The 12,632-nt window shown below is 38.4% G+C and carries 11 protein-coding genes and 1 pseudogene; 8 read left to right on the top strand and 4 right to left on the bottom strand.

Going from position 1 to position 12,632, the window contains the following annotated elements; genetic code table 11:
- The first annotated feature begins 27 nt into the window (after positions 1–27).
- On the top strand, positions 28–1,227 hold the full coding sequence (locus QSV55_RS08930; protein ID WP_289649951.1) for an SIR2 family protein: 1,200 nt from the start codon (positions 28–30) through the stop codon (positions 1,225–1,227).
- The gene (locus QSV55_RS08925) at positions 1,224–2,966 is read left to right on the top strand and encodes an ATP-binding protein (protein WP_289649950.1); all 1,743 of its coding nucleotides are present in this window, start codon (positions 1,224–1,226) and stop codon (positions 2,964–2,966) included. Before QSV55_RS08930 ends, QSV55_RS08925 begins: the two co-directional genes overlap by 4 nt.
- A gap of 112 nt (positions 2,967–3,078) precedes the next feature.
- Here the strand turns inward: QSV55_RS08925 and QSV55_RS08920 are convergent, their stop codons facing one another.
- Entirely contained in the window at positions 3,079–4,107 is a 1,029-nt protein-coding gene (locus QSV55_RS08920) for a 5-methylcytosine restriction system specificity protein McrC (RefSeq protein WP_289649949.1), read from the bottom strand.
- Positions 4,082–6,160 (bottom strand): AAA family ATPase, encoded by a 2,079-nt coding sequence (locus QSV55_RS08915; RefSeq protein ID WP_289649948.1) that lies wholly within the window; start codon positions 6,158–6,160, stop codon positions 4,082–4,084. The genes QSV55_RS08920 and QSV55_RS08915 overlap by 26 nt, the downstream gene beginning before the upstream one ends.
- Positions 6,161–6,408: 248 nt before the next feature.
- Here QSV55_RS08915 and QSV55_RS08910 point away from each other — a divergent pair, with 248 nt between their 5' ends.
- The 3 genes and pseudogenes from QSV55_RS08910 to QSV55_RS08900 all read left to right on the top strand — a co-directional run bounded on the left by QSV55_RS08910 (position 6,409) and on the right by QSV55_RS08900 (position 8,098).
- On the top strand, positions 6,409–7,449 hold the full coding sequence (locus tag QSV55_RS08910) for a restriction endonuclease (RefSeq protein WP_289649947.1): 1,041 nt from the start codon (positions 6,409–6,411) through the stop codon (positions 7,447–7,449).
- A 96-nt stretch (positions 7,450–7,545) separates the two neighbouring features.
- Positions 7,546–7,821: pseudogene (locus QSV55_RS08905) on the top strand (5-methylcytosine restriction system specificity protein McrC); the annotation flags it as partial.
- Between the two features lie 133 nt (positions 7,822–7,954).
- Positions 7,955–8,098 (top strand): hypothetical protein, encoded by a 144-nt coding sequence (locus QSV55_RS08900; RefSeq protein WP_289649946.1) that lies wholly within the window; start codon positions 7,955–7,957, stop codon positions 8,096–8,098.
- Between the two features lie 9 nt (positions 8,099–8,107).
- On the opposite strand, the gene QSV55_RS08895 is transcribed toward QSV55_RS08900, so the two are convergent.
- Entirely contained in the window at positions 8,108–8,548 is a 441-nt protein-coding gene (locus tag QSV55_RS08895; protein WP_289649945.1) for a hypothetical protein, read from the bottom strand.
- Positions 8,549–8,775: 227 nt separating this feature from the next.
- Between QSV55_RS08895 and QSV55_RS08890 the strand changes: the two genes are divergently transcribed.
- The 3 genes from QSV55_RS08890 (at position 8,776) to QSV55_RS08880 (ending at position 11,163) form a co-directional block, all read left to right on the top strand.
- Complete coding sequence (locus QSV55_RS08890) at positions 8,776–9,654, top strand: YwqG family protein (protein ID WP_289649944.1); 879 nt, start codon at positions 8,776–8,778, stop codon at positions 9,652–9,654.
- Between the two features lie 64 nt (positions 9,655–9,718).
- Positions 9,719–10,363 carry a FusB/FusC family EF-G-binding protein gene (locus QSV55_RS08885; RefSeq protein WP_289649943.1) on the top strand — a complete coding sequence of 215 codons (645 nt, stop codon included), beginning with the start codon at positions 9,719–9,721 and terminating at the stop codon, positions 10,361–10,363.
- Positions 10,364–10,578: 215 nt separating this feature from the next.
- Entirely contained in the window at positions 10,579–11,163 is a 585-nt protein-coding gene (locus tag QSV55_RS08880) for an SMI1/KNR4 family protein (RefSeq protein ID WP_289649942.1), read from the top strand.
- Positions 11,164–11,259: 96 nt separating this feature from the next.
- Here the strand turns inward: QSV55_RS08880 and QSV55_RS08875 are convergent, their stop codons facing one another.
- Positions 11,260–12,582, bottom strand: a complete 1,323-nt coding sequence (locus QSV55_RS08875; protein ID WP_289649941.1) for an Nramp family divalent metal transporter — start codon at positions 12,580–12,582, stop codon at positions 11,260–11,262.
- Positions 12,583–12,632: the final 50 nt, after the last annotated feature.

Below are 12,632 nucleotides of genomic sequence, written 5' to 3'. Positions count from 1 at the left end.
ATTTTTATATTAAAAGGGGATAAAGATATGTCGAGGGGAGAAACTTCTAAAGAAATTTATAAAGATATTAGTAATAGAATTGAATTAATTTATAATGGTAACAGTGTTTCTAAAGTTAAGGTAAATGGAAATATAATAGAAGATGATGAAAAATTAAAAGAAGAAAATTGGGAACAATATGCTTATCGTTTAAGAAAAGAAAAATTAAGTTTTATTTTAAAGAGACAATATGAAAATATAGTAGTTTTAACCGGTGCTGGATCTTCCTATGGTTTTGGTAATGCTCAACGAAAAGGGAAACTTATGGGAGGACTGTGGTTAGCAGTATTAGAAGAAATAAATTACGCAGAAATGGTTGAAATTTGTAAAAAAATAGAATTTGATGATTTGAAACCTGAAGATGAGACAACCAATTTAGAAAGTCTACTCACCCATGCTCAATTATATAATTTAATTCATAAAGATAATAATGTTGAAACTAAAATAAATGAAATAAAAAGGATAATTAAAGAAAACTGCACTTTAGAGCTTCCTCTCCATAGTCCGCATAAATTATTTTTGAAAAAACTAACTACTATAAAAAAGAAGTATGCAAGAGCTAAAATATTTACTTTAAACTATGATACCTTATTTGAACAAGCTGCAGAGCAAAATGGAATAATGATAATAGATGGGTTTTCTTTTACATTTCCACGAAAGTTTAAAGGGACTAATTTTGATTTAGATGTAATAAATAGAACGTCTCATCAAAATGTAATTGATGATAACTATATTTCTAAAGTTATTCATATTTATAAACCTCATGGATCTATTAACTGGAAAAAGGATAAAGATAGCTCTGAAGTTATACAAGAAAATAATGTAGAAAATCCTTTGATGGTTTACCCTAGTACTAATAAATATGAAAGTTCCTATCAACAACCTTTTTTTGAAATGATGACAAGGTTTCAACAAGAGACTAGAGCTAAAAATTCTTTGCTTATAATAATTGGATATAGTTTCAGTGATTCACATATTAATGCTATGATTTACGAAGCTCTGAGTATAAATCCAAGTTTAAGTGTGGTCTTTGTGTCTCCAAATGCCTGTAGACAGGATTCTTATAAAGAGTTACATGAGTTTATAAGTGGAGGTAATATATCTTTAACTTCTCAAACTTTTGAAGATTTTGTTAAAGATTATCCAGAGTCGAAAGTTTACTCTTACGAATATGAGGAAAAATTATGAAAATAGATTTTCCCTTTGAAAATAGTAGATTTCTGGGATACATTAGTCATATAAATCCGCAGTATTGTAAAGTACATTTTCCTTCTTCAACCTTATTAAATAAAAATATTTATTCTGGGGAAGAGTTTAATGGGGGATTAATTGGAAATTTTATTAGTATTGAAGCAGAAAATTATGGATTTATTGGTAGGATATCAGAAATTGATTTACCTGAAAAAGAAAGATTAGCTTTAACAGAGAAATCTTTTCGTTTGTTCGATTTTCATCCGACTGCCAAAATAGAAATCTTATTTGCATTTGATTACTATAATGAAGAACTAATACAATCTATAGCAACACAACCTAATATAGGCTCAAAAGTATTTGCATGTTCAAATGAATTTATAAAAAAATTTATTTCGAATTTTGGAGTTAAGAATGATGAAGATTTAAAAATTAATCTAGGCCATTTAACTTCGAGTGCAGGGACGAATGTTATGGTGAGCCAGCAGTCCATTTTTAATAGACATTGTGCAATTGTAGGTACTACTGGTGGAGGAAAAAGTTGGACTGTTACAAAGCTGATAGAAAGTGTCAAAACTAATAACTCTAAAGCAATATTAATCGATGCTACAGGAGAATATGCTAATCAGAAAGCGAAAGTAAAATCATTAATACTTGGTGAGGATACTTATTTTCCTTATCAAAAAATGACAAAACAAGACTTTCATTACCTAGTTAAACCCTCTGAAGGTGTACAAGTACCTAAATTAGCGGAGGCTATCAAATCATTAAAGATGGTAAGAAAATATTACGAAAACATTGAAAATAAAGTTAATTCTCAAAAAAAGTATCACGAAGATTTTAAGAAGTTTATAGTACACGATGGTTTGATTGATAAGTCGGAAAAAAGTAATATTGAGTTTAATAGATTCTATTTAATGCATTACGAGGAAATTGAAAACGATGATTTTAATCTTGATATTCAGTTAATTGCTAAGCAAATTAGCTACGAATGTATATACCCTACAAATAGGGACAAGGCAGATTTATTTGGCAGTGAAAATAGTAATGATAAAAATTTTTGTTATCCTATGATCAGTAGAATTAATCACATAATTAATTCAAAGATGTATAACTCTATTTTTAATTTTAATAATAATGAATGTAATTCTTCAAACAACTTGATAGCAGAAATTGAAGAATTTATTAAAGATGAACAATCTGAATATAAAATTTTAAGAATAGGTTTTGAAAAAGTTAGCTATGATTTTCAAGTAAGAGAAATATTAGCTAATATAATTGGAAGATATCTACTTAATAAAGCAAGAAGTTATTATTTTAAAGAAAATCCATTAATTTTATTTATTGATGAAGCTCATCAATTTTTAAAGAAAGATTCTAATTTAGATTATTTTTATGCTGCTAAATTAGATGCTTTCGATCAAATTGCTAAAGAGAGTAGAAAAAATGGTCTATTCTTGTGTCTGTCAACTCAAATGCCAAGAGATATTCCTGTCGGCACACTTTCTCAAATAGGTACTTTCATTGTCCATAGATTAATTAATTTTAATGATAAAGAAGCTATTAGACAAGCGAGTTCAACTGCTAGTAATGACTTGTTAACGTACCTGCCTAATTTAGGGGAGGGCGAAGCAATACTAACTGGGGTGGATTTTAAAATCCCCTTAATACTAAAGATTCATTCACCTAAAGTACCTCCTGACTCTAGTACGCCAAAATTTAAAAATAAAAGCTGATTCTCACATAATTAATGTATAAAGAATTTATATAGATAGGACAACTAAATAAAAACTTAAATCATCAAATTAAATATATTCAATAAAACAGGAATAATAAATAAAAGATAAGTCAAACGAGCCCCTTCAGCTCCTGACTTATCTTTTTCATTTCGTGCGATAGATTGATATGGGTTACTTTCAATTTCTTCCCCTTGATCATATACTCATGATCCGGCTGCTCCTCATCATTCGTCATCGCATACAGCAGCATACCACTGACTGTTTCGCTATCTTTCCTCTGATAATTCTCCAGATAGGTAAACAGCTGATATAGATTGCCTGTCAGATGTTTCTTCGGTCCGTTCTCATATCTTGATTTCATATTCTGCTGATAGAATTTCGTATCAATGATAATCGTCTGATGATCTTTCTTCAGCACAATATCCGTCTGCATGACCGGAAGGGCTTCATTGTATCCGTCATCGACATCCCAATGAATCTTAGGACGTGAGACTTTCCAGTCTGTCTCTTTCTGATAGAATGCGTAGACAAAGTTCTCAAACAGTGAGGATAATGCTTGTTCGTCCTTTATTTCCTTCAGATGATGACTGCCTGCTTCATCACTGATCAACATAGAGTCATAGAGGAACTTCGCAATATCAATCGGCAGTTTATAATGGCGGTTCTGGTTATTGTAACGAACTTGGCTGAAACAATATTCAGTTAGGGTGATGGAGGAGACTTCTGTCAGATAGAGCAGTATTTCTTTGATGGCTTTCAGTTGTTGGGCTGATAATTGGCCTGAATAGGCTAGCTTCAGGAAAGTTGCTTTAATGATCTGATTCAGCAGGTTGTCTTCAGACAGAACTTCATACTCAACGGCTACTTTACTATTAATAATGTTATTCGTACGCATGCTGTCTCTCAGATTGATTTTACCTTTAACGAACGTTGAGTCTTCCTGGTGAGGGATATATTCCTTGTAAGGTCCCTGTTTGATGATTTTGCGATAGGCGATAATCAGTATTTCTGTATAGAGGTCTGTCAGATTATCAAACTTCTCAGCTGATAGGTTCTGATAGTCATTGAATGACAGAGACTTATAGGCATAGCTCAGCATGTAGAAGATATTCTTAATCGGTATATTCGATGCTGTCATGCAGAATCCCTCTTAACTTTGCCGCTTCCTGACCCACTTTATCCTCGTCATCAAACCAGTACTCCTCAAGCTGCGGTATTATCTCATACTCCAGTATTTCTTCCAGTCTTTCCCGTGTATTCTCACTGATTGCTTCATCCGTGAAGTAACTATGACCAATTTCAAAGCCGCTGCCTAATGACTGGGTAATCGATTGATTCAGACGGACAATCTGCTCAATGAAAGAGACAAGCAGTTCCGTGTTTTCGTATGTCTTCACATAAGTATGGAAGCTCGGATGATTGAAGGCCGGCTTCAGTTCATAGAATGAGAAGCGGCGTCTCAGTGCATAGTCGAGCGCTCCTAGACTCCTGTCTGCTGTATTCATCGTACCGATGATATAGACATTGCTCGGTACAGAAAAGGCACGGTTCGAATAGAGTAGATTAAGCGATTTATCTCTCTTGTCTGCCTCAATCAGCATCATCAGTTCCCCGAAGATCTTACTCATATTTCCGCGGTTGATTTCGTCGATGATAAAGAAATAAGGACGCTCCGGATCATGGCGAGCGCGGTCACAGAACCTGATGAACGGGCCCTTAGTCAGCGTGAAGCCTTTTGTCTCCTCATTCGGACGATAACCTTCAATGAAATCCTCATAGCTGTAGCTCTGATGAAACTGCACAAAATGAATCCGGCTCTTATCCACTTCGCCCATCATCGTGTAAGCAAGACGGTCAGCGACATAGGTCTTACCGACGCCCGGAGCTCCTTTAAAGATCAGGTTCTTCTTGTGCTGCAGGATGGATTTCAGGCGTGTCAGATCTTCAAGGGACATAAAGACATCTACCAGGAAATCATCGTCAGAATAAAGATCATTGCCTGGCGCTATAGGTGTACGTGTATCAACATAGTTGATATAGCTGTCGAAGCTTGTCTTGATATGTGCAGTGTGCTTATCATACTGATTATCTTTATTCTTCTGAATAACTAGAGATCTTATTTCCTTCAGACTCTCAACATTCTGTTCCCCGAAAATCTTGACATTAAAATCCTTCTCAAAATCTGTTAATGCAGCGACCTGAGCGTGAACAGTTTCCTCAGTCATGTCACTGTTTTCATCATTCATCTGACTAAGGAGCCACTCACGGAAATTCTCAACCTGTTCACGCTCGATATTATAAGTACCTGCGATGATTTTCTCCATGCGCACTACCCAATCCGGGTACTTCTTAAAATTGGTTAAAAGCTTGGATGTAATCGGCCATTCGAGTTTCCAGTTACCCGTCACCAGCCATTTCACCTGCCGGATATGCTTATATTCTCCGTCACTATCATACTGATAGTCACTCAGCACTTCACCTTTAGCGATAATTTTCTGCACACCGTTCTTCAGATAGATGATATCCCCAATGGACATCTCATTGGCGAACTCCCAAGTCGCAAGCGAACTGTTCCAAGGATTATGCTTGATCTTCTCATGGTCCTTAATTTCCTGCTGCATATCATCACGTGATTCATAAGCCGATAAATCGCCTAGATAGTCCCATGGGATACCAATGAAATTGTTCTTAACGAACAGCCCCTCTTTATCGGTCTGAATAACCCAACAATTAAGTGTGGAATCATCAGCAACTTTTGTTCTCTTTTTAGGATAAGTAAGTTCAGGATGATCTTTGTAGTAAAGAAACTTTAAATAGCTTCTTAAAATCGGTCCCAAGCTTGCTATTCCCCCTACATCTCTAGGATTTCTCCAAATTCCTTGATCATAAAGATGTTCAGCATGGATGTATCTAAATCGCCCGAATTCATTGCGGTATTCAACTGGATATTTCTTTGAAGAGCCTAACAATATAGTCGATAAAGCTTTATCATCTTCACCTGTGATAGATTTATAGATTTCTTTAAAATCGTTATAATTTGTATAGTCAAAAAAGTCCTGCTTATATCCTTCTTTTTGAAAATATATTTTAAAATAATGTCCCAATTGCTCAAGGTAAGGACTGTACCATATACCAGCTTTATCACCTAGATTGTCTTTGGTCCATTCAATATACTCTTCACGAATATCCATCTTTATCCTCCTTATTGTAATAAATCTTAATTAATTTAATCATAATCTAGAGAGACGCCAGAAGACTAGTTGAAGTTGTAAACAATATAAAATTAAATAACTAGATGATAGTTTTTAGTGAAAGCTATTAAATTATTATCAATTCAAAGAAAAATATTATACTCTTAGAGTAGAATGCATCTATATCATTGAATGTTTAAGTTTCTATTTTATGTTCCACACTTTAAATAACAAAGGGGAAATCATGTATGTATTTAATGCAGAGGGTATCACATCATGCAAAATCAGCAGAAAAAATGTTGGAAGCAGGGTACTTACCGATTGGTTGGGCAGCTTTTAGAAAACATGATCTAGAATTGGCAGATCAATTAATAGCTTTAGCACGTGACAACACTATGAGTAAATACGAGTTTGGGCAACACTTCAAGGAATTATCTAAAACTACGCCATTCGATTGGCTAACACCTAGACAGGGGTATTTCTTGCATAACTTTTTTAGTTTATCTGAAGATTCAATAGTCATTGTGCCGAAAGCCCAGGTGTTTGATGTATATAAAGTGATGGGGAATCCTCAAGTATTCTCTCCGGAAAAAACAGGTATAGATTCTGAGGAAGATATCGGCTTTATGGTCCAAATACAACCTTTACATCGCAATGTTTCTCGATACGATTACCTGGAGACTGCATTGATGTCTAAATTGAAATTTAGAGGGACAAATCTAGTATTTTCAGACGATGACGTAAAATTGATTCTGAATATGTTGAAGCATATTGAAGAAAGTAAACCGATTGATGACTTTAGTGAGACAAAAGCAAAGATTATTACAGAGATTCGAGATTATATTTATCGAATGGGCTATGACAAACTTGAACACTTAATTAAAGCATATATGAAACATATCGGTGCAGACTGTGTAAGGATTCCTTCGAAAAATGACAAAGGGGATAATGACCAACGTGCTGATGTTGATATAAAAGCATCGTTCAAAAACCTAGGCATCGTTATTTATATACAGGCAAAATGTCATGACGGAATCTCTGATACATTAGGGATCGAGCAACTCCTTGCTTATGAAACTGAAATTGATAGTGATTTTGCTGAATTAGTACCTGTGAAGTGGTTTATCACTACAGGTGATTTTGAAGCAGATATTAAGGATCAGGTAACTGAATCATATAGCGATAAAAAAGAAGAATTAAAGAATATAAAACTGATTAACGGAACAGATTTTGCCGAGATGCTATACGATTCAGGCTTTGTATTCGGACCAGATGTTTTTAAGAAATAAAAAATTAATCTATGCATTTGAAAAGCACTGTTAGAAAGTAAAAAAAGTTCAAGAGATATCCAATGTTATTTTTAGTAAAAGAATAATGAAGCTCGTGAAGTCATCATCATAGATACGAAATGGAAACGCCTCGATTCAACAGGACCCTCCCAGGCCGAGCTCTATCAGATGTATGCCTACTATACGAGATATCATCACCACCAGCAGAATGTGAAGAAAGTCGTGCTCCTTTATCCATACAGCCCATTATTCAAGGAACGGCAGTATGTGAGTAGGGGACTTGATATGGCAGAAGAAGCGGTCGTGGAAGTGTGTTACGTGGACTTACTGAACCCAGATTGGCAAGGCAAGCTGATGAAGATATTAGGATAGATGTTAAAAATACAAGGTCTCCTCTGAAACATTCTCAGAGGAGATTTTTTTACTTTACCCAATCCCCTAACAATTACGTCATTTCTTGTCACGACCATATCATATACTCCTATAAAAAGGAGGTCATTTGCACATGGATAAATTCAAGAAGATGCTGTTTGAGTACTTTGTCGTCCTGGAGGAGGAATATGAGCCGCCGTCCATTAATGCTATTCTGCTGTTTCTCATGGTTCATACGCTTGTCTCTGCTGCGGTGTTTTATCTGGGGAATTTGTAATATGGCATCTTAAATTCTAGAGTCTGTTTTGCTTTCCCTTCCCATCCACATTCTTCTTTGCCGCCATTCCCGGTAAATGTTATAGAAGCACAGCAGTATCCAGAGAAGACTCAGTATGCGCCAGAATTGCTCGTCACTCAGATAAAAGGTGAGGTAATAACAGATGGCGGCGAAGGCGATGATGCAGAGCCCCTGAACGATTGTATTGATCCATGACCAGCGCAGCCGGACTGAGAGGGGATAGTGTCTGCTGTAATCTTCGCGGTTCAGGGTATTGGTGAAAATGTTTGTGCCGAAGCCTGCGACGAGTGTCAGTGCGCCGAGTAGCATAAAGAGACCGTATAGATTATCCGGTGTCAGTCCTGATCTGATGATGTCAGGTAAGTACAGCAAGCCGAGGATAAGCATGCCGATCTGGCTGAAAAGAAGAATAGCGTCATATCTGTTCATAGGTATCTCCTTTACTGATGAAGGTAATTTTAGTCGTTGTATTATATAAGTTGGCAAGATAAGCTAACGAACTTTTAATGATGGGATAAATTTGAATGGCATATATCACTCTTCCAGTTTATAGTATATTTAAAGGATATTTTTTACTTTGTTACATTATAGCAATTTATTAACAGTAATAGCTGCACATTTAAATACTAAATTTCATCTGTGAAGGGGATGGTGTCATGTTGAATATTCAAGATGTGAGTTATCTCATGGAGGAAGAACAGGAAGCCTATCAGCGGTTTGTGGAAGAGGTTCAAAAAAGAGATGTTCCGTCACGCCAATATATCGGCATGAGGTTATCTGAAATGCATGGTGAGACTTTGCTGGCAAGTAAAATAGGTGGTGTGCCGTTTCTAGAGTCGCTTGACGATGTGCCGCGGGATGTTAAGGGTAATCCGATGATAATGATTGCTCAGATTAATATGAGTGAACTGCCTGAAGACCAGACACTATTTCCGGTGAATCAAGGCTTACTGCAGTTCTGGATCAGTACGGAGAACAATATGTATGGTTTGTCACTCAGTCAATTGAATGACAATCCTAATTCTCGATTCGTCTATATTGAAGATACTGAGACGCCTTTGTCATTTGATGAGATTCGTGGCTATATGCAGTCATTGAGTTACGATGAGTTCAGTGTCCCTGTTCAAGGTGTCTTCTCAGTGGAATATCACCTCGGTGAACAGATGATTACTCTCCATGATTACAGAGGCGTTGAAATATTACTCAAGATCTGGAACGAGGTCAATCCAGATTTTTATCTGGAGAATATTTACGATGATTACGATGACTTGATGGAAGCCGTATATCAGACATTCTCAGGTGAGCATCCGATTAACCAGCTCGGAGGTTATCCTACATTTATCCAGGAAGACCCTCGGCTTGTGGACGAGGAGCTGCAGGTCTATGAGGACCTTGTACTGCAGATTGATTCCAATCGTCAGGGGAATGCTGAGATCGCATGGGGTGATGTGGGCACTGCTAACTGGTTCTTGAAGCGTGAAGATTTACGTGCGATGTTATTTGATGATTATTTGTATAACTGGGATTGCTCGTGAGTCAGCTATGAAGCTGCTATATGTTACACTGTTGTGATAAGACATAACAGAAGGACTGATTATTTTGAAATGTATACTACCCTATCAATATATGAGTATTAAGCGTCAAAGTCTGCGTTTGATGAGAGCTTATCAGACGATGAATGACCCGAAGATGATTGAGACTTACCAGAGCCTGATTCAGGAAAATGTCGAACAGATTTTCACGAAACCACTGCCTGAAGTGGAAGCATTCTTAAATGTGATGATGGACCGCACGATAACAAGGAACCAGCTGGATAAACAGCTGGAACTACTGAAGATTTACGTTGAACCATTCAAAGTACCGTCCAATCAGCAGCTGGATAAGCTCTTCAAGAAAGTGAAGAAGCTGAAATATCCGAACTGGGCGGATTACGATCTCACAGAATCGACTTATATCGGCTGGAATGATGCAGGTCAGCAGAAGAAATTCATCATCTTCTACCACGAAGGTGAACTGAGAGGGCTATATGGTGACTTATCACCGAGCGTCAACAAAGGCATTTGTCCGATCTGTAAGAACGACAGCAAAGTATCGATGTTTCTAGCGACGACTAAAGCTGCGGGAGATGGTACTTATACAAAGAACGGTAACTACATCTGTCACGATAGCAGGAGTTGCAACCAACAGCTGGATGACCTGACAGGACTTTATGAATTTTTAGTGGCGACAAAGACAGTGTTGTAGAAAGAATCTCTGCATGGGAGCTGATTGATTTAGACTCTATGTGGATAAAGAGGACGACGGTAACGGCACAGGAGAACGCATCAAAAAAAGACTCATTCGACTGATATCAAGAAGTTATAGCATCGAACGGCGAAACCTTGTAAAGATAGGGTCGTGAAATGTGTAAATATCTACCTCACAGGGAATAATCAACTATTACAAAGGGGAGGTATTGTATGGACATTAAACGATTGTTTGAGAATGACAAAGTTTATTTCGCGGCTACATTGAATCCAGGTGCGACGGCTGAGGAGATGGAGGAGCTTGCTGAAGTATTCAAGGCACCGCTTGATGAACAGTTCGTGGCGCTCTACCGGGAGGCGGATGGTGAGAGTTATGACAGCATCGGTCTGTTCTTCGGCCTTGAGTGGCTGCCGCTCGAGGAAGTCATCAGGGAAGTCGAGTTCAATCAGGATGAAGCAGAGGAGATGACGGCTGCTATTGTGCCTGAAGGTGCCATCAAGGAAGAATATTATCATGCGCTCTGGCTGCCCTTTGCGACTGACGGCTTCGGTAACTTCCTGGCCGTGGACACGGATCCGGGCGAGAGCGGCACGAAGGGGCAGATCATCACCTATGGCAGCGATCTTGAGACGATGTATGTCGTCGCCAAGTCATTGAATGATTTCCTGGCCTTCATCGAGAAGACGATTGATACCGATCAGTACCATATAGATGAAGATGGACGTTTTCATTATGGCCAGGATGAAGTGCTCTTCTTTGATAAACTGAAGGAGATGGCGCTGCCTTTAAAAGGCTGAGTGCAATAAACGTCATAAAATGATATAAGCTGAATAAGCACCCCGAAAGTTAGAGCTGAACTCTAACCTTCGGGGTGCTGTTCATTTATTCTCTTTTTATATCACCTCTAACAAGGTCTCAACTATGAGATAGAGATTAAGCACACATAGAACGACCACCGATAGCCAGCCGATGATGTTGATTATTCTTCTGTTGATAAATTCCTCTCCCATGATCTGCTTCTCGCTGGTCGCCATCAGCAGCGGGATGATGCTTAAAGGCAGTGCGAGGCTCAGGAATACTTGGGTAAATACCAGTAATTCTTCCACATTCGCTATGCTTGAGCCGTAGAAGTAGAGACAGAAGAACACAGGGATCACGGCTAACAGGCGGGTCAGTAAGCGTCGCATCCAGGGCTTCATTCTTAAGTTGATGAATCCTTCCATGACAATCTGTCCTGATAAGGTGCCTGTTATGGTTGAATTCTGGCCGGAAGCGAGCAGTGCAACTGCAAACAGCGTACTCATCACTCCTCCGCCGACAGGACCAGCTATGTGAGATTCCTTCAGTGCCATATATAATTCATAGAATCTGCCGAGCGACTGATGAGTGCCATAGAACAGTGCGGCACCCAATGTCAGAAGGAGACAGTTGACTAAAAAGGCGATAGACAGCTGCAGGTTGGAATCGATAGTGGCGAGTCGGATGGCCTCTTTTTTAGAGGAGTTACTGTCACGGTTATACTGTCTGGTCTGAACAATAGATGAATGCAGATAGAGATTATGCGGCATGATGGTAGCGCCTACTATACCAAGCGCCATGTATAGTATACCGCTGTTCGTGAGGACAGCCGTCTGCGGAACAAAGCCGTTCAGAATCTCTCGTGCATCGGGATGGGACCAGTAGACTTCAAAGACAAATATAATCAGAATGGTGAAGACGAGGACGCCGACGACTGCCTCTAATTTTCTGAAACCTAGTCTCATGATCAGTAACAGCAGGAAGACATCGGCTACCGTAATCGCTACCCCTATGACGAGTGGAATATCAAATAACAGATTAAGCGCGATGGCACTGCCGATGATTTCAGCTATATCTGTCGCCATGATGGCAAGTTCGGCGATGATCCAGGCCACTACGGCTTTATTTTTCGTGGTCATCCGGCGCGTCACCTGAGCGAGGTCCATGCCGCTCGCTATACCGAGACGCACACTCAGCGATTGCAGCAGCATGGCCATCAAACTGGAAAGCAGGATGACCGAGAGTAGAACATAGCCGTATTTAGCGCCCCCGCTCATCGATGTGATCCAGTTGCCGGGATCCATGTAGCCGACAGCTATTAACAGACCGGGGCCTATAAACGCGGATAATCTTTTCAGAAAAGGATAGTTGTCGTTATAACGCACAGTGCTGTTTATTTCTTCTAAACTATTTTGCATCTTATCACTCCTTTTTTAGGCACGCCTAACAAATTCATTATATAAAAGAT

Origin of the sequence: Macrococcus bovicus (assembly GCF_030376725.1) — a bacterium.
Taxonomy (GTDB): Bacteria; Bacillota; Bacilli; order Staphylococcales; family Staphylococcaceae; genus Macrococcus; species Macrococcus bovicus.
The sequence above is the reverse complement of the archived record's forward strand: the minus strand, read 5'-3'. Positions and strand labels throughout refer to the sequence as shown.

What these genes read in the sequence shown, in the direction of transcription:
- QSV55_RS08930 (WP_289649951.1), top strand. Translation starts at nt 28, where the DNA reads ATGTCGAGGGGAGAAACTTCTAAAGAAATTTATAAAGATATTAGTAAT.
- QSV55_RS08925 (WP_289649950.1), top strand. Translation starts at nt 1,224, where the DNA reads ATGAAAATAGATTTTCCCTTTGAAAATAGTAGATTTCTGGGATACATT.
- QSV55_RS08920 (WP_289649949.1), bottom strand. Translation starts at nt 4,107, where the DNA reads ATGACAGCATCGAATATACCGATTAAGAATATCTTCTACATGCTGAGC.
- QSV55_RS08915 (WP_289649948.1), bottom strand. Translation starts at nt 6,160, where the DNA reads ATGGATATTCGTGAAGAGTATATTGAATGGACCAAAGACAATCTAGGT.
- QSV55_RS08910 (WP_289649947.1), top strand. Translation starts at nt 6,409, where the DNA reads ATGTATTTAATGCAGAGGGTATCACATCATGCAAAATCAGCAGAAAAA.
- QSV55_RS08900 (WP_289649946.1), top strand. Translation starts at nt 7,955, where the DNA reads ATGGATAAATTCAAGAAGATGCTGTTTGAGTACTTTGTCGTCCTGGAG.
- QSV55_RS08895 (WP_289649945.1), bottom strand. Translation starts at nt 8,548, where the DNA reads ATGAACAGATATGACGCTATTCTTCTTTTCAGCCAGATCGGCATGCTT.
- QSV55_RS08890 (WP_289649944.1), top strand. Translation starts at nt 8,776, where the DNA reads ATGTTGAATATTCAAGATGTGAGTTATCTCATGGAGGAAGAACAGGAA.
- QSV55_RS08880 (WP_289649942.1), top strand. Translation starts at nt 10,579, where the DNA reads ATGGACATTAAACGATTGTTTGAGAATGACAAAGTTTATTTCGCGGCT.
- QSV55_RS08875 (WP_289649941.1), bottom strand. Translation starts at nt 12,582, where the DNA reads ATGCAAAATAGTTTAGAAGAAATAAACAGCACTGTGCGTTATAACGAC.